17 protein-coding genes are annotated in these 14973 nt (G+C 41.7%); 3 read left to right on the forward strand and 14 right to left on the reverse strand.

Annotation, left to right across the window (positions count from 1 at the left end; all coding sequences use genetic code 11):
* Positions 1 to 54 precede the first annotated feature (54 nt).
* The 8 genes from ACZYRN_RS13685 to ACZYRN_RS13720 form a co-directional block, all read right to left on the reverse strand.
* Positions 55 to 513 (reverse strand): nucleoside deaminase, encoded by a 459-nt coding sequence (locus ACZYRN_RS13685; RefSeq protein WP_488912303.1) that lies wholly within the window; start codon positions 511 to 513, stop codon positions 55 to 57.
* 178 nt (positions 514 to 691) lie between these two features.
* Positions 692 to 985: a DUF2325 domain-containing protein gene (locus ACZYRN_RS13690; RefSeq protein WP_488912164.1), complete on the reverse strand. Its 294-nt coding sequence runs from the start codon at positions 983 to 985 to the stop codon at positions 692 to 694.
* 83 nt (positions 986 to 1068) lie between these two features.
* Positions 1069 to 2142, reverse strand: coding sequence for a sulfate/molybdate ABC transporter ATP-binding protein (locus ACZYRN_RS13695; RefSeq protein WP_488912165.1), 1074 nt, complete (start codon positions 2140 to 2142; stop codon positions 1069 to 1071).
* Positions 2143 to 2160: 18 nt separating this feature from the next.
* Positions 2161 to 3024: a sulfate ABC transporter permease subunit CysW gene (gene cysW / locus ACZYRN_RS13700; RefSeq protein WP_488912166.1), complete on the reverse strand. Its 864-nt coding sequence runs from the start codon at positions 3022 to 3024 to the stop codon at positions 2161 to 2163.
* A 12-nt stretch (positions 3025 to 3036) separates the two neighbouring features.
* Complete coding sequence (gene cysT, locus ACZYRN_RS13705) at positions 3037 to 3870, reverse strand: sulfate ABC transporter permease subunit CysT (RefSeq protein WP_488912167.1); 834 nt, start codon at positions 3868 to 3870, stop codon at positions 3037 to 3039.
* A gap of 76 nt (positions 3871 to 3946) precedes the next feature.
* Entirely contained in the window at positions 3947 to 5008 is a 1062-nt protein-coding gene (locus ACZYRN_RS13710) for a sulfate ABC transporter substrate-binding protein (RefSeq protein ID WP_488912168.1), read from the reverse strand.
* A gap of 105 nt (positions 5009 to 5113) precedes the next feature.
* Positions 5114 to 5305 (reverse strand): YezD family protein, encoded by a 192-nt coding sequence (locus tag ACZYRN_RS13715; protein ID WP_488912169.1) that lies wholly within the window; start codon positions 5303 to 5305, stop codon positions 5114 to 5116.
* A gap of 246 nt (positions 5306 to 5551) precedes the next feature.
* Positions 5552 to 5977, reverse strand: a complete 426-nt coding sequence (locus tag ACZYRN_RS13720) for an RrF2 family transcriptional regulator (RefSeq protein ID WP_488912170.1) — start codon at positions 5975 to 5977, stop codon at positions 5552 to 5554.
* 327 nt (positions 5978 to 6304) lie between these two features.
* Between ACZYRN_RS13720 and ACZYRN_RS13725 the strand changes: the two genes are divergently transcribed.
* Positions 6305 to 7639: an RNA-guided endonuclease InsQ/TnpB family protein gene (locus ACZYRN_RS13725; protein ID WP_488912171.1), complete on the forward strand. Its 1335-nt coding sequence runs from the start codon at positions 6305 to 6307 to the stop codon at positions 7637 to 7639.
* Between the two features lie 125 nt (positions 7640 to 7764).
* Here ACZYRN_RS13725 and ACZYRN_RS13730 read toward each other — a convergent pair whose 3' ends face one another.
* Genes ACZYRN_RS13730 through ACZYRN_RS13740 form a run of 3 tightly spaced genes read right to left on the reverse strand, consistent with a single transcriptional unit; the run spans position 7765 to position 9560 of the window.
* The gene (locus tag ACZYRN_RS13730; protein WP_488912172.1) at positions 7765 to 8391 is read right to left on the reverse strand and encodes a flavodoxin family protein; all 627 of its coding nucleotides are present in this window, start codon (positions 8389 to 8391) and stop codon (positions 7765 to 7767) included.
* A gap of 57 nt (positions 8392 to 8448) precedes the next feature.
* Complete coding sequence (locus ACZYRN_RS13735) at positions 8449 to 8799, reverse strand: GIY-YIG nuclease family protein (RefSeq protein WP_488912173.1); 351 nt, start codon at positions 8797 to 8799, stop codon at positions 8449 to 8451.
* A gap of 14 nt (positions 8800 to 8813) precedes the next feature.
* Positions 8814 to 9560, reverse strand: a complete 747-nt coding sequence (locus ACZYRN_RS13740) for a DUF2087 domain-containing protein (RefSeq protein WP_488912174.1) — start codon at positions 9558 to 9560, stop codon at positions 8814 to 8816.
* Positions 9561 to 9810: 250 nt separating this feature from the next.
* Between ACZYRN_RS13740 and ACZYRN_RS13745 the strand changes: the two genes are divergently transcribed.
* Positions 9811 to 10782 carry a carbohydrate kinase family protein gene (locus ACZYRN_RS13745; protein WP_488912175.1) on the forward strand — a complete coding sequence of 324 codons (972 nt, stop codon included), beginning with the start codon at positions 9811 to 9813 and terminating at the stop codon, positions 10780 to 10782.
* A gap of 26 nt (positions 10783 to 10808) precedes the next feature.
* Here the strand turns inward: ACZYRN_RS13745 and ACZYRN_RS13750 are convergent, their stop codons facing one another.
* Positions 10809 to 11822 carry an MBL fold metallo-hydrolase gene (locus ACZYRN_RS13750; protein ID WP_488912176.1) on the reverse strand — a complete coding sequence of 338 codons (1014 nt, stop codon included), beginning with the start codon at positions 11820 to 11822 and terminating at the stop codon, positions 10809 to 10811.
* 351 nt (positions 11823 to 12173) lie between these two features.
* On the opposite strand from ACZYRN_RS13750, the gene murB reads away from it, so the two are divergent.
* The gene (gene murB, locus ACZYRN_RS13755; RefSeq protein ID WP_488912304.1) at positions 12174 to 13085 is read left to right on the forward strand and encodes a UDP-N-acetylmuramate dehydrogenase; all 912 of its coding nucleotides are present in this window, start codon (positions 12174 to 12176) and stop codon (positions 13083 to 13085) included.
* A 127-nt stretch (positions 13086 to 13212) separates the two neighbouring features.
* Here murB and ACZYRN_RS13760 read toward each other — a convergent pair whose 3' ends face one another.
* Together ACZYRN_RS13760 and ACZYRN_RS13765 are read right to left on the reverse strand one after the other, a co-directional pair.
* Positions 13213 to 14130 carry an MBL fold metallo-hydrolase gene (locus ACZYRN_RS13760; RefSeq protein ID WP_488912177.1) on the reverse strand — a complete coding sequence of 306 codons (918 nt, stop codon included), beginning with the start codon at positions 14128 to 14130 and terminating at the stop codon, positions 13213 to 13215.
* Positions 14131 to 14160: 30 nt separating this feature from the next.
* Positions 14161 to 14763: a Crp/Fnr family transcriptional regulator gene (locus ACZYRN_RS13765; RefSeq protein WP_488912178.1), complete on the reverse strand. Its 603-nt coding sequence runs from the start codon at positions 14761 to 14763 to the stop codon at positions 14161 to 14163.
* Between the last annotated feature and the right edge of the window lie 210 nt (positions 14764 to 14973).

Below are 14973 nucleotides of genomic sequence, written 5' to 3' on the forward strand. Positions count from 1 at the left end.
ATCATGTTAAAAATTTGAAAAGCGGGTTTGTTGACGGTTTGAGATTAGTTATTTTTAATACGTGACCTTCTTCGTTGATACAGTCCAGCTTTCAAATGGATCTTTCCGATAATCAAACGGCAGCTTTTTCATCACGATAGATCTTTCATGAATGGGCAAGGCCAGTTCTTCATAAATAAATTGGTCATCAAATCCTATTGCAGCAGCTTCTTCTTTCGTACAAGCATAATAAACCGCATCCGGCCGTGCCCAGTAAATCGCACCGATGCACATCGGGCACGGTTCGCAGCTTGTGTAAATCTCACAGCCTGTCAACTGAAAAGACTCTAGATGCTGGCATGCTTCGCGGATGGCCTGCACCTCTGCATGGGCCGTTGGGTCATTTGAAGCGGTTACCTCATTGCAGCCTTTTCCTATGATCTCTCCGTCTTTAACAACAATGGCGCCAAAAGGGCCGCCATGTCCGGTATCAACATTTTCTTTCGCCAGCTGAATCGCCTTTTTCATCCACATTTCCTGCTTATTCAATTATCCATCGCTCCCTTAAACATTTTCTGTTGAATGAATCATTCGTTCTGCATTACATCATTCCCTTTGTATACTTATCTTAAATCTTTTTGACTTTATTGTGATCTTTTTAATTCAAAACGGCCTTAACGATTTAACGTATAAGGCCGTTTCTTCATTTTATTTAAACTGATTTCACGAATGTCTTTTCTACCTCCTTGTAAATGGAGCTCCATGATCGTTTGGCAAAACAGATAGGAATCGACTGCTCGTTCGCTTTTCGTTTAATAACACTGGAAAGATTATGATTAATATAGTCTGTCAAGATAAGAATGAGTTCGACTTTTGGAGGTATGCTCGTTTTGACCATTTTAGCTTTTCGACCGCTTACATGAATTACTTCATCAAATCCATGATCCTCTAGTTTTTCTGCGAGTTTGTCAATTTTGTCTCCGCCTACAACTAATAATGAAGTCATGTAGATTTCTCCTTTCCTTTTTAAAAATAAAAAACTGCCTATCTTTAAAAGATAAGCAGCTTTCAGTCGCCTGATCAGCTTGTTTATATCGAATAATCTTCTGGAATGAAAACACGAAGCTGGTTTGGTTTAACGAAAACGTCCTCACCTACTTTGAGCTCCAGCTCCCGGTATCGCTCTCTCGTTAATTCCGCTTCTAAAAATTGCTCGGTATCTTCTCGTTTCAACTCGATGTGAACAGACCGGCCGACGGCGTGAACGTGGACAACCTTTGCCTGTACGGCTCCACTGGATGTACCTTCTCTGTCAATGGTTACGTCATGCGGACGAACGTAGCCGACTGCCTGCTGGTTTTCTGCGCTTTCAAAGCCCGGTGCATCCATTTCCACATTTCCATAAAGCAGCTTTCCATTTTGGAGCCTGCCTTGAAATAAATTTACATTTCCCAGGAAGTCATATACAAATGGACTGTTTGGATGATCGTACACCTCTTCCGGACTGCCGATCTGTTCAATTTTCCCTTCATTCATCACAACAATCCGGTCAGCTACATCGAGTGCTTCTTCCTGATCATGTGTCACAAAAATACTGGTAATATGAAAATTATCATGTAATCTTCGCAGCCAGCGCCGCAACTCTTTTCGCACTTTTGCATCAAGCGCGCCGAACGGTTCATCAAGAAGCAGTACTTTCGGTTCAACGGCGAGTGCCCGTGCTAGTGCAACACGCTGCCGCTGTCCACCAGACAGCTGAGACGGATAACGGTCCGCAAACGCGTCAAGCTTTACAAGCCCGAGCAGTTCCTTCACTTTTTCTTCAATCTCTTTTTTCGACGGCCGCTCTTTTTTCGGACGCACTTTCAATCCGTAGGCGACGTTATCAGACACGGTCATATGCTTAAACAACGCATAATGCTGAAATACGAACCCGACTTTTCGCTCTGTCGTACGAATGTGAGTCATGTCTTCTTCACCGAATAAAATGACGCCATTGTCTGCTTCTTCCAGACCCGCGATAATGCGGAGCAGCGATGTTTTTCCTGATCCGGATGGACCGAGCAGCGCCACAAGCTCTCCGGTTTTAATATCAATATTTATATCATTCAGCGCGTTAAATGAGCCGAATGTTTTCGATACTTCCTTTATTTGAATACTCATACGAAAGCCTCTCCTTTCTTATCCGTGCTGACTTGTTTTCCATTCAATGAAATTTTTCAAAATGAGTGTAATGATCGCCAAAATCGACATAAGCGAGGCGACAGCGAACGAAGCGGAAAATTGATATTCATTGTATAAAATTTCAATATGAAGCGGCATCGTATTCGTCAAGCCGCGAATATGTCCGGAAACGACCGAGACGGCGCCAAATTCGCCAACTGCCCGGGCATTACAAAGAATGACCCCATATAATAAGCCCCATTTAATATTCGGCAGTGTGACGAGAAGAAACGTTTTAAACCCACCTGCACCGAGCGTCAAGGATGCTTCTTCTTCCGCTGATCCTTGCGCCTGCATGAGCGGAATCAATTCACGAGCAACAAACGGGAACGTGACGAACAGCGTAGCAAGTACAATACCCGGCACAGCAAAAATAATTTTAATGTCGTGTTCAAATAAAAATTCGCCGAACAAACCGTGTGCGCTAAATAATAAAACGAATACGAGACCTGCAATAACAGGTGAAATGGCGAATGGCAAATCGATAATGGTAATTAAAAGGCTTTTTCCTTTAAAATCAAATTTTGTCACCGCCCACGCAGCGGCTACACCGAAAAGAGCGTTAAGCGGTACCGTCAGCAAGACGACGATCAATGTCAATTTAATTGCTGACAGTGCATCCGGGTCTGTAATGGATGCGAAATAGACACTCGCTCCCTGTTCAAATGCTTTTATAAAGATGGCAATGAGCGGCAAGACGAGAAAGATAAGCAAAAACCCGAGTGCAAGTGCGATAAGCAGGACGCGAATCCAGAGCGGTTCTTCTGCTGTCCGCTTGCCTGTTTTTTTACTGCCATGCTGCATTGGAATATGTCCAGCCATGAAAACCCCTCCTTAATTATGAACAAACTTCCGATTCGTCCACCACTGCAGCCCGTTAATGAACAGAAGCAGGACGAACGAAATGATAAGCATGACCGCCGCAATCGCTGTCGCTCCGGCATAATCATATTGTTCCAGCTTTGTCATAATAATGAGCGGTGTAATTTCTGTTTTCATCGGCATGTTTCCTGCAATGAAAACGACCGAGCCATATTCACCGAGCGCACGTGCAAACGCAAGAGCAAAACCAGTAAGCGCTGCAGGCAAAATCTCTGGAATGATTACCTTAGAGAATGTTTGAATTCGGTTCGCTCCTAAAATGGCAGAAGCCTCTTCCATTTCCTGATCGAGGTTTTGAAGAACAGGCTGTACCATACGTACAACGAATGGCAAACCGATAAATGTTAAAGCGATCGTAATACCAATAGGAGTAAACGCAACTTTAAACGATAAAAACTGACCGATCCAGCCGTTTTCCGTATACAGTGTTGTTAATGCGATACCCGCTACGGCGGTAGGAAGCGCAAACGGTAAATCTACCAGTCCGTCTATTACGCGCTTGCCGGGGAACGAATACCGAACGAGCACCCAGGCAATAAGCACGCCGAATATCACATTTATACAGGCTGCTGCAAACGCGGCTCCAAAGCTTAGTTTGTAAGATGCGACAACACGCGGTTCTGTCACCGTCGCCCAGAAATCCGCCCAGCCCATTGATGAAGTATTAATAAATATCATCGATAGCGGCAGCAAGACGAGCATGCTGACATACAACATCGTAAACCCGAGCGACAGCCCGAATCCCGGTAAAATGCTATGTTTCTTAAATCTCCATTTCTTCGCCATGACATCACCTTCATTTCTATAAATAAACGATACGGTTTAAAAAATAACGGCGGGAACGAACCCCACCGTCTTCGTCTTATTTTGGCTGATAAATTTCATCAAACGTGCCGCCATCATTAAAGTGTGTTTCTTGGGCTTTTTTCCAGCCGCCGAAATCATCGTTAATTGTGACGAGATTAATGTCCGGGAATTGATCAGCGTATTTTTTTAATACTTCTTCGTTACGTGGACGATAGTAGTTTTTCGCGGCGATTTCTTGACCTGTTTCCGTGTACAAGTATTCAAGATACGCCTGTGCGACTTCTTCTGTGCCTTTTTTCTCTACGATTTTATCCACGACTGCAACTGGCGGCTCTGCTAAAATACTAATTGACGGAACAACAATTTCAAATTCGTCTTTTCCAAGTTCGTTCAGTGAAAGAAATGCCTCGTTTTCCCAAGCAATTAGAACATCGCCAATGCCGCGTTCCACAAATGTCGTCGTTGAACCGCGTGCACCTGTATCAAGTACTTCCACATTTTTATAAATATTTCCGACGAATTCTTTTATCTTTGCTTCATCGCCATTAAACTGCTGATCTGCATATGCCCAGGCAGCTAAATAGTTCCAGCGTGCACCGCCCGATGTTTTCGGATTTGGCGTAATAACCGATACGCCTTCCTTCGTTAAATCTTTCCAGTCTTTAATACCTTTTGGATTGTCTTTACGTACTAAGAAAACAATCGTTGACGTGTAAGGAGTTGAGTTATCTTCCAATCTTGTCTGCCAGTCTTCAGCAATTAAATCACGGTTCGCGGCAACTTCATCAATATCCCCAGCAAGAGCCAGTGTCACAACATCTGCTTCCAAACCGTCAATTACTGCCCGGCCTTGTTTCCCGGACCCTCCATGCGATTGCTGGATGGTAACTTCCTGACCTGTTTCTTCTTTCCAATGTGCAGCAAATTCTTTATTAAACTCTTCATATAATTCACGCGTTGGATCATAAGACACGTTCAATATTTCAACCGGTTCTTTTTCGGCAGAAGACGCTGTTTCTCCGCTCCCGCTGCTTTCTTCTGAGCCACAGCCCGCTAAAATAGCCGCTGTCGCTGTAATCGCAACTAAAAATTTGGATGCTGTTTTCTTTTTTTGCATCGTGTAAAACCCCTCTCACCTGTTTGTTTTCATATAAAAAAGGCAGACTTCAATTAACAATCATTTGTTAATCGTGGTCTGCCTTCAGTATGTCTGATCGGCTTTTTATTGAATTCTTATTTGTTTTGGCCTTTCGAATGTCTGGATTTTCTTCAAAGGAAACCGCTGCTTTTCAAGCCTGTCAATTTGTGTAATTTGCGAATCATGTATGACAATTTCCACCGATCCGTATTCAATTCCTTTTAGCGACTGTACAATACGCTCAATCCACTGATCATCAATTCTTTTTTCTGACATGTCGTTCCCCTCCAATTTTTTAATCTTGACTATATCAGTCGACTTTTGCACAAAAAAGGCTCCCAGTAATCTACATTCAAAAAACATTTAGATTGCAAGGAGCCTTCAGTTGTCTGATCGGCGGTCTTTTGTATGTAGTTTTTTTATAACCAAGTATTTAGGTTTGTTTTATTTGATTAATTGGATTATAGCGTATCCGCTCTAACCTGTCTAGACGTTTTTTTCAAAAAATTAAATTTATTTAAATTAGATTGGTACAACCGGCCGCAAGTTGCCTTGAAGTAAATCATCCAGCGTTGTTTGTTCTAATACGTAGGCGATTGTGTCTCTTACAAGTGTCCAGAGCGGTTTCAACAGGCATCCCTCTTCAAGCGGACACGGTTCATATGCTGTAATGCTTGCACATTTCATTGGCGAAAGCGGTCCTTCAATTTCACGAATGACTTCTCCTAAATTAATGTGTTCCGGTAATTCTTTCAGCAAGTACCCGCCTTGAACGCCTCGTTTACTTTCAACATATCCAAGCTTTTTCAGCTGAAGCAAAATCTGCTCAAGGTAACGCACTGTTACAAGCGTCTTTTCAGAAATTTCACTGATCGACATGAGTTCTTTCTTTTGTCCAAGAATGATTAGGGCACGCAGCGCATACTCTCCACGACTAGATACTTTCATGTTGAACCCTCCTCCTCTAAAACCAACTATTTAAATATGATTTATATGAATTATATGCGAACTTATGTATAATTGTCTATACAAAATAAAAAAAGCGATCTACATTTGATCGCTTTTTTCATTCTGTACTCTATTCTATTAAATTACAGATTTTCCGAATGGGAAAGCCCTTTGTCTTTAGACAGGGGATGAGATGGAGGTCGAACGATGTGTGTCTTTTGGCACGTTAATCGTTCGAATTTTTTGTTTTTTCGACACTTATCTCTTGTTTTAGGAACATACATTCTGTTATAATGAACGGACCAAGCGAGGAAGGGGGGCGTCACTATGTTTGTCACACATTCCTTTCAAATTCTTTATGATGAAGAGCTCTATAATGAATTGAGAATGATGCAGCGGGAAGCCGCATCCGTATGGAATGACATCGTTCGAGAAGCGACTTCCTATTCTTTCACGCGTAAAAAGTGGCTGAGTAAAACAGAGATTCAAGCGATTCGAAAACAAACCTACGATCTTCATTCTCAAACCGTTCAAGCGATTGCGGATAAATATGTGGCGAACCGTGAAACGATCCGGCAGCTACGAAAAACGGACAAAAAGGCCAACTATCCGTGGCGTAGAAAGTACTATTATTGTATTCCGTTAAAAAAAGCCTCGATGGACGTTTCTAAAGACACGATCACGATTAAAAAAGTGGAGTATGGATACGCCTTTTCGGACTTGATAACGAAAAAGAAAAAGAATACGTGGACGGAAAAGGTTTCGAAGAAAAACAAGGCCGTTGTTATTCCGAATCGGTCCGACGAAAACCTTGAGAGCTGCAATTATGCGGAAATTGTGTGGCGAAACGGAGCGTATTGGTTTTGTTATTCCGTTCAAGTTCCTGAAAAAGACCTTTCTGCGTATGATTGTAAAGTGGCCGGCGGCGATTTAGGGGAAATCCATGCGGTGACGGTGGCAACGGAGGACAAAGCCTTATTAGTATCCGGACGGGCGATGCGCAGTCTTTCTCAATTTCGCGCCAAGGCATTAGCCGATTTAAGCAAGAAAATGTCCCGCTGTAAAAAAAGATCGAACCAATGGAAAAAATACAAACAAGCCAAAAATCGGATTCGTCAAAAAAGCAAAAACCAACTCCATGAACTGGAACATAAAACAACGAAAGAGATTGTGACCTTTTTAGAAGAAGAGCACGTCACGAATTTTGTGATCGGGCATGTGTCTGGGATCGAAAAAAACACGAAAAAAAACAGCCAAAAGAAACGAAAGACAAACAAAAAACGAAGACAACAGCTTTCTTTGTGGAATCAGGGAAAAATCAAGCAAAAACTCACGTATAAAGCGCAGTTAAAAGGCATCCAAGTAGAAGTAACAGAAGAAACCTATACGTCACAAGACTGTCCGTTTTGCGGGGGAAGGCACCACGCGAATGGACGAAACTTTCGTTGTTCTGTTCACCAAACAGAAATCCATCGTGATGTCAACGGCGCGCAAAACATTGCCCGGAAACAACACCACATGACCGTCAAACCGCTTGTGTCGGTTGTCTACAAGCAGCCCGTTTGGTATAAACGGTTTTTGTCAGAAGAACAGCGACAAAAAACGAAACACCGAAACGATCGACCGAAAAAAGAAAAACGTATCGCCAGTGGGATGGCGTAGTCGGCACAGACCTTGCCCTCTTGAAGGACTGTTTCTCTCTCAAGAGTTGTTCGCCTAAGTTCCGCCTCTGCCTCTTTCGATGAAAGAAGGTACGTGGAATATTTGCGAAAAAGAACCCCATGGCTTCAGCCGTGGGAGTGGTCAGCTTGAGCTGGAATAGGATGGTCTTTAAACATTTTCGCTAAATGCATTGTATTGTACGCCAGCATTTGCACATGTTTTTTCGTGAACTCATTATCCCGGCCGCTTTCCATATAAGAAGGTCCCGGACCCGCTTCTCCAACCCAGTACGTATCTACATTCGGCGGGATGACAAAACCAATGTGCGATAAGCCATATAGAATTGAAGCCGATGCATGCTTGGCTCCATCTTCATTTCCTGTGACGACGACACCGCCCACTTTGTTATAATAAATGGCCTGTCCTTTTTCATTCGTTTCGCTGCTGCTTCCATACAGCCGTTCAATCGCTAGTGTCGCAATACTGCTTTTTTCGCCGAGCCATAAAGGTGTGCCGATAATCACAATGTCTGCTTCCTTCACTTTTTCAAAGACAGCCGGCCACTCATCATCGCCGCCCATATCACCACTGATCCCATAAGCAATGTGATAATCCGCCAGCCTCACAATTTCAGATTCTACTTGCTCCTGTTGAAAAACAGCTTGAACTTCTTTTAAAAGGGCCTCTGTATGTGATGGTTCACCGGAGTCTTTCAAGGAAGCATTCAACATAAGTGCTTTTATATTCATCATCGAATTCCTCCATTTTGCTTTCATACAGTGTCTACCCTTTTTCCAGAAAACTAGTCTTCACTTCACTTTATTATATCCGGTCTCTCCATAAGGCTGTAATTTTTCCAGCCACTTCTCTTCCAGCTTTTCCAGTTCTCTTTTTTCATCAAAAAAGCCATTTTCTTTCTTTTTCAGCACTTCAAGCACGTCAAATTCAAATGAATCCTTTCCAAACTCTTCCCATTCTTTTTGCAGCTCTTTATGTGTGCTTGAACCTGCTTCAAGTTCAAATCTGCGCCCGTTTATTGTTTTTATATTGCGTGTACTCGCAATAAATATCTTACCGTTTACTACATTTTTAATTTGATAAACGCCTGCTTCTATTTTTGTCTCTTTATATTGCTGTTTCAATTCTTTTTTGCGATCCATTATCCGGTCCCCCTTTATTCATTCACCCAGTAGGCGCTGCCATCGGGTTTTCTTTTTAAAAATCCATATTCAATTAAATACCGTCTTACTTTGACATAATCATCAAAAATCGCAGCAATGATTTTATTTACTTCTTTTTCGCCATACATCTGCCCCGCAGAAAACTGTTTAGCTATTTTTCTCATAACAATAAGTCGCTGTTTCTCTTTTGGTGGAAACGTCAGCAGCACACCATCCGGCATAAATTTTGCAATCGTCTTTGCCTGTTCTTCTTCTGTTACATCATAGCGGCTGTCAATCAGCTTTGCTTTTTGATGGGGCGGCACGAGTGCCGGCGCATGAGCATCTTTTTCTTTTAGCAGCTCCATTAGTGCTAAAAACATTTTCGCCTGGCGTTCTTTTTCTTTCAGCACAAAACGATGATTCCGGATCGTCGACGCACTGCCAATTCCCATCTCTTCCTGTACGGCTTTATCACTTTTCCCCTCATAAAAAAGGCGTATTAGTTTATTTTGATGATCCGTTAAGCCAGTCAGTTTTTTATCCATGCTTATAATATAATCAAATACCGATTCATGCGACTGCTCTATATGAAGCCGCATATACCGCTCTGCTTCATATAAGGCTTCTTTCTCCTTATAAATAAGTCCCTTTTCCACCTTCGTTCCGCATAGCAAGCAAAGAAAGTGCTGTTTTTCGTCCACATAGCCCCGTTTTAATTCGTCCAGCGGCGCATTCCAAAAGCGCTCCGAAAGATCCATAAACTAAACACAACCTTTTAAAGTTTAATTATTTATAGATATATTATATATTTGTTTATTTAATGTCAAATTTTCTAAATGATCTTACTTAGAGTTGGTCATACTTTAGGCAAACGTCATTCTTTCTAGTGAAAAATGATTTTCGTAACTTGAATCGTGTATAATTTAGACAAAAGAGAGTCTCTAACAATTGCACGTATTGCTGGATAAACTCGTGTCACAAAATAGATGGATGATTGGAGAATGAGAGATGGGTACGTTATATTCAATTGGTGAAGTATTGATTGATTTTATTCCGCTTCAAAAAGGACGTGCATTGAAAGATGTCATGTCATTTGAGCGTGCTCCCGGCGGCGCGCCGGCGAATGTAGCGGCAGCTGTCGCCAAACTAGGTGGCCGCTCTGCGATGATCACGAAGCTCGGAGCAGATGCATTTGGCGATTTTTTATTAGAAAAATTAGAAGAAACGGGCGTGGATACAAGCCATGTCATTCGCACAAATGAAGCAAATACAGGCCTCGCGTTCGTTTCGCTTCGTGAAGACGGCGAACGTGACTTTTCATTTTACCGAAAACCGTCTGCCGATTTGCTTTTGACCGCGGATGAAGTGGATGAGTCGCTCTTTGAAGCAGGCGATATTTTGCATTTTTGCTCGGTTGATCTAGTTGAAAGCCCAATGAAGCAGGCCCATATAAAAGCGATTCAATCGGCAAAAGAAAGCGGAGCCTTAATCAGCTTCGATCCGAATGTGCGCCTTCCGCTCTGGAATAGCCCACATGCATGCCGAGAAACGATTCTTGCGTTTATTCCTAAAGCACATATCGTGAAAATTTCCGATGAAGAGCTGACTTTTATAACAGGGATAGAGGACGAAGATCAAGCGATCGCATCGCTGTTTGTTGGTGATGTAGAAACGGTTATTTATACGAAAGGGGCTGCCGGTGCAACACTTTATGTACGAGACATAACGATTGATTCCGGCGGTTATTCTGTTGACGTACAGGACACTACTGGAGCCGGTGATGCTTTTATTGGGGCTTTGCTGTATCGTTTAATTGAGGCCGGCACGAATCAGCAAACCTTACAAACTGTGCTTATACGTGATGGACAATCCATTCTATCATTTGCCAACGCGGCCGGAGCGATAACGACAACAGGGAAAGGGGCTATTTCCTCTTTACCTTCAAAAAAACAGATTGATGATATAATGAAAACCCGTTAAGCTGCATTGCTTAACGGGTTTCTGCCTTATTTCCGCTTTTCTGATTGCGTATGTAAAGCAGCCTTTTCACAAGTAGTGTATTGCCACACACCGTCTACCTTTGTTTTCGCAACACGTCCCCTGTGTTCCAAATAGTCCAAGTGGCCAATCACTTCTGACATGACAAGCGAAAATTGATCATAATAAACGTTTTTATAATAGCTTAAAGCAATGTCAGCTGCTGTAGCAGAACCTTCTCCAATAGCTGAAACAAATTTTTCCGCTTTTTTATCCATTCGTCTTAACCGGTTTTGAATCAATGATTTCCCGTTTTCAATTAACGTCCCGTGTCCCGGGAAAACGATACTCATATTTAATTCCAGACATTTTTTCATTGAATTTCTATGCTCGACAAGTGTCATCATTCGATTGCCTGAAGAATCCGGTTCAACTAGCGCATTGCTTGATAGATGGCCAATCAGCAAATCACCACCGAACAGCCACCCTCTTTCCTCATCGTAGAGCGCTATTTGATCCGCGGAATGTCCAGGCGTTTCGATTATACGTAATGACAGACTGGTCAAAATGTCTTCTTCGATCGTGGTTAAACAGGCTTTCAGCGCGTTGTCTTTGTTTTTTTCAATGGCCTCTCGAACAAAACGGGCCTGCCGTTCACCCGCTTCCCCGCATCCCATCTCTTTATACAGCGTTTCAAAGAAATTGGCTCTTCTCTCTAAAAATACTCGATCCCGCTTTAAACGCAAAACAGCTTCCTTGTGAACGTAAACAGGCATTTGCTTGTGTGACACAATTCGATTGACAAGCCCTACATGGTCAATGTGATGATGTGTCAATATAATACCGGTTAAATCACCTAGTGAAAGATTATTTACTTCGAGCGTATGTAGGAGTGCATTCCAGCATGATTCATCGTTCATCCCGGCATCAATCAAATAAAGTGCTTCTCTTTCCTTGATCAAAAAGAAATTCACGCTTTTTAAACTGGAGGCGTTTGAGACGATGACCGGAAAAACAGCCCGCCCATCCCGTTCTATTTTCATTGTTATCCATCCTTTCGCTTTTTCTTGACACATACATATGTACAGACGAACGCATCATCCATATCGCAGAGTACCTCCACCGACACTTTTTCCATTTTCTATAGTCATTATTTTTTTGTTATTACTATGTATTCTTTCATCGATAACGGACCTCTACATCCGTAACGGGTTGTATATAAAAAACGGGAATCCCCTTCTTCCATACTACCATCTCTTTTTTGAAAAGGCTCGTACCGGCGCATAAGCTGTCATAATTGTGTCAAGTCTAATTATTATTCGCCATATAATTAACGAATGGCGCCATATCCTTTATAATAAAGAATGATCACATAAAAAGGATGGTGAGCAGCTATCGATGCGCTGCAGATTGTAAATGAATTAAAAACGAAAATAGATGAACAAACGATTGACTTGTTCTTCCCTTTATGGAAACACACTTATACAAAAACAGGCGGTACGGCAGATATTTTTATTAAGCCAAAACATATACAGGACCTTCAAGCGGTCATCGAATATGCACAGTCAAATCGCGTCCCACTTACTGTTTTAGGAAATGGTTCGAACGTGCTCGTCCGGGATAAGGGGCTACGCGGAATCGTTATTGCACTTGAGCATTTTAATACGATTTCTGTAAAAGGGAACCAAATTATTGCCGGCAGCGGCGCAAAAATTATTGATGTATCACGTATGGCATTAAAGCATCATCTGACTGGCCTCGAGTTTGCCTGTGGGATTCCCGGCTCTGTTGGAGGGGCACTTGTGATGAATGCCGGTGCATATGGCGGCGAAACATCGACCGTTTTAAAAAAAGCGACCGTTTTTTCTCATTCGGGAGAACTTATTACTCTAGAAGAAAAAGACTTTCATTTCGGGTACCGTAAAAGTGTCTTTACCGAGAAAGATTACATTATTGTAGAAGCTGTTTTTGAACTGCAGCCTGGTGAGTATGCAAAAATTAAAGAAGAGATGGATACGTTTACGGCACTTCGCGAAGCAAAACAGCCGCTTGAATACCCATCGTGCGGAAGTGTCTTTAAACGGCCGCCCGGTTATTTTGCCGGTAAATTAATTCAAGACAGCGGCCTTCAAGGGACACGGATTGGGGGTGCCGAAATTTCAACGAAACATGCCGGGTTTATTGTGAATGTGGACGGTGCTTCCTCGACCGATTATTTGAAATTGATTCAGTATGCCCAAGATAAAGTACGGGAAAAATTCGGCGTTGAGCTGGAAACAGAAGTGAAAATTATTGGTGAAGACTAAGATTGATCCGCTTCAAAAGGACACAACTTTTGAAGCGGTTTTTTATTAAACACATAAAAAAGCGGATGTGTTTGAACACTCCGCTGCTTTCACTTAAATACTGATAATCATTCATTTTATAAAAAGTCTACAAATCAAAAGACATTAAATCTCTGCCAACCGTAATTTTCCCTTCATAAATTTCGTTCATTCCCTCAATATACGATTGTTCCCCTTCCTCATTCGCTGTAGGCGCAGGAATATGGTGAGTTAAAACAAGATGCTTTACAGAGGCCTTTTTAGCAATTTCCGCTGCTTCTAATGTTGTCGTATGATATTTAGCTGGATTGGATAGTGCTTTTGCATGATCCGGATTTTGTTCAATTAAATAATCCAACCATTTTTTATTATAAGCTTCATGTATGAGTAAATCGGCATTTTGGCTATGTTTCACCATATTGTCTACAGGGATCGTGTCTCCTGAAATAACAATGGATTTATCGTTGTATTCAAATTTATAAGCGATTGCCGGGTAAACAGGTCTGTGATCCACTTCAAAAGCGGTGACTTTCATTCCGTCTTTTTCGTAAACGACCCCCTCATTCGATTCAAAACAGTTAATATTTGCGCCTTGGTCAGATGAAAGGTTGTAATTAATGCGAAGTGCGACATCAAAATCGAATGAGTCACGCATTTTTTGAATGATTTGTTTAGTCGTCGTCGGACCATATACATTCATAGGTCCTTTACGTCCTTCAAATACATGGTTTTGTGTAATATGCGTTCGCCAGCTAGTAATAAATAAATCGAAAAAACCGCTATTATGATCATAGTGATGGTGAGTAATAAAGACATCTGAAATTCTTTGAGGCATAACCCCTGATTGAATGAGTTGATCTACTACTGCTCCACCGCAATCCACGAGAAATGCTTTGTCGCCTGCTAAAATAACTACTCCTGATTTCGCTCTTCCATAAAATGCTCGAGGCGTACCAGTTCCAAGCAGAATCACTTTCATGTTTTCATGAAACTCTGGTAATAAGTTTTCTTGTGGCTGAATAAACATAATGTCCTCCAATTCAATCTATTCATTTTTCTAAAATAAAGACTCCGATTTAAATATAGTGATTTTTCTTCTCTTATAATCGATCAACCCTTGATCCTTCCACTTATTTAAAATCTCTGTCACAGTCTGTCTGCTGCATCCAATTAAGAATGAGATTTCTTCATGTGTAATGGGTATATTAACAAATAAGCGGCCATCCTCTTCCACAGCTAGTTTTGTTAATAATGAGGCCAGTCGCCATGAAACAGGCTTGCTCATTAATGTTCCAACAAAATTTTGTGTATCTATAAGGCGATGTGCCGTTATAAATGCAATCTGAAGAAGCAGTTCAGAATGTTCCTTACAAAGCGAAAAAAACTGCTGAGAGGTTAACCAGTAAACGTGACAACTGGTTAAGCAACGAGCATATCTTTTACGCTGTGGTAAATGAGCGAGCACTTCTGCTGTAGCAAATATTTCGCCAGCTTGGCGGAGAAACAATGTAACACCCTGTCCCTCTCCACCATCTTGAGAGATTTTAACCCAGCCTTCATCCAAAAAATAAACATGATCTGCCTGCTCATTTACATGAAAGATAAAATCATTCCTTTTATAACTTTTAAATTTACCAAATGATTTAAGGACCGCTTCCACGTCCGCAAAATTAATGGATTCGATCGTCTCACCGCCTTCAGCTAAAATGGATGGTCAAAAGGATGATCTTAGTATATATTCTATAGTGTAGCAAGGACAACATTTTAAAAATGTCGTCTATCCGACAGAAAAAAGGAATATCATTCTTTACTATTAAGAATATTACATAATCCTTATAGATTAACTAGGTTTTATGCGAAGTAAAGGAGC

Source organism: Domibacillus sp. F004 (genome assembly GCF_057814295.1).

Bases quoted from the DNA above. Each gene is read 5' to 3' on its own strand.
- ACZYRN_RS13740 (WP_488912174.1), bottom strand. From the start codon at position 9,560: ATGGATCTTTCGGAGCGCTTTTGGAATGCGCCGCTGGACGAATTAAAA.
- ACZYRN_RS13690 (WP_488912164.1), bottom strand. From the start codon at position 985: ATGACTTCATTATTAGTTGTAGGCGGAGACAAAATTGACAAACTCGCA.
- cysT (WP_488912167.1), bottom strand. From the start codon at position 3,870: ATGGCGAAGAAATGGAGATTTAAGAAACATAGCATTTTACCGGGATTC.
- cysW (WP_488912166.1), bottom strand. From the start codon at position 3,024: ATGGCTGGACATATTCCAATGCAGCATGGCAGTAAAAAAACAGGCAAG.
- ACZYRN_RS13720 (WP_488912170.1), bottom strand. From the start codon at position 5,977: ATGAAAGTATCTAGTCGTGGAGAGTATGCGCTGCGTGCCCTAATCATT.
- ACZYRN_RS13725 (WP_488912171.1), top strand. From the start codon at position 6,305: ATGTTTGTCACACATTCCTTTCAAATTCTTTATGATGAAGAGCTCTAT.
- ACZYRN_RS13730 (WP_488912172.1), bottom strand. From the start codon at position 8,391: ATGATGAATATAAAAGCACTTATGTTGAATGCTTCCTTGAAAGACTCC.
- ACZYRN_RS13695 (WP_488912165.1), bottom strand. From the start codon at position 2,142: ATGAGTATTCAAATAAAGGAAGTATCGAAAACATTCGGCTCATTTAAC.
- ACZYRN_RS13685 (WP_488912303.1), bottom strand. From the start codon at position 513: ATGTGGATGAAAAAGGCGATTCAGCTGGCGAAAGAAAATGTTGATACC.
- ACZYRN_RS13710 (WP_488912168.1), bottom strand. From the start codon at position 5,008: ATGCAAAAAAAGAAAACAGCATCCAAATTTTTAGTTGCGATTACAGCG.
- ACZYRN_RS13745 (WP_488912175.1), top strand. From the start codon at position 9,811: ATGGGTACGTTATATTCAATTGGTGAAGTATTGATTGATTTTATTCCG.
- ACZYRN_RS13715 (WP_488912169.1), bottom strand. From the start codon at position 5,305: ATGTCAGAAAAAAGAATTGATGATCAGTGGATTGAGCGTATTGTACAG.
- ACZYRN_RS13735 (WP_488912173.1), bottom strand. From the start codon at position 8,799: ATGGATCGCAAAAAAGAATTGAAACAGCAATATAAAGAGACAAAAATA.
- ACZYRN_RS13750 (WP_488912176.1), bottom strand. From the start codon at position 11,822: ATGAAAATAGAACGGGATGGGCGGGCTGTTTTTCCGGTCATCGTCTCA.
- ACZYRN_RS13760 (WP_488912177.1), bottom strand. From the start codon at position 14,130: ATGTTTATTCAGCCACAAGAAAACTTATTACCAGAGTTTCATGAAAAC.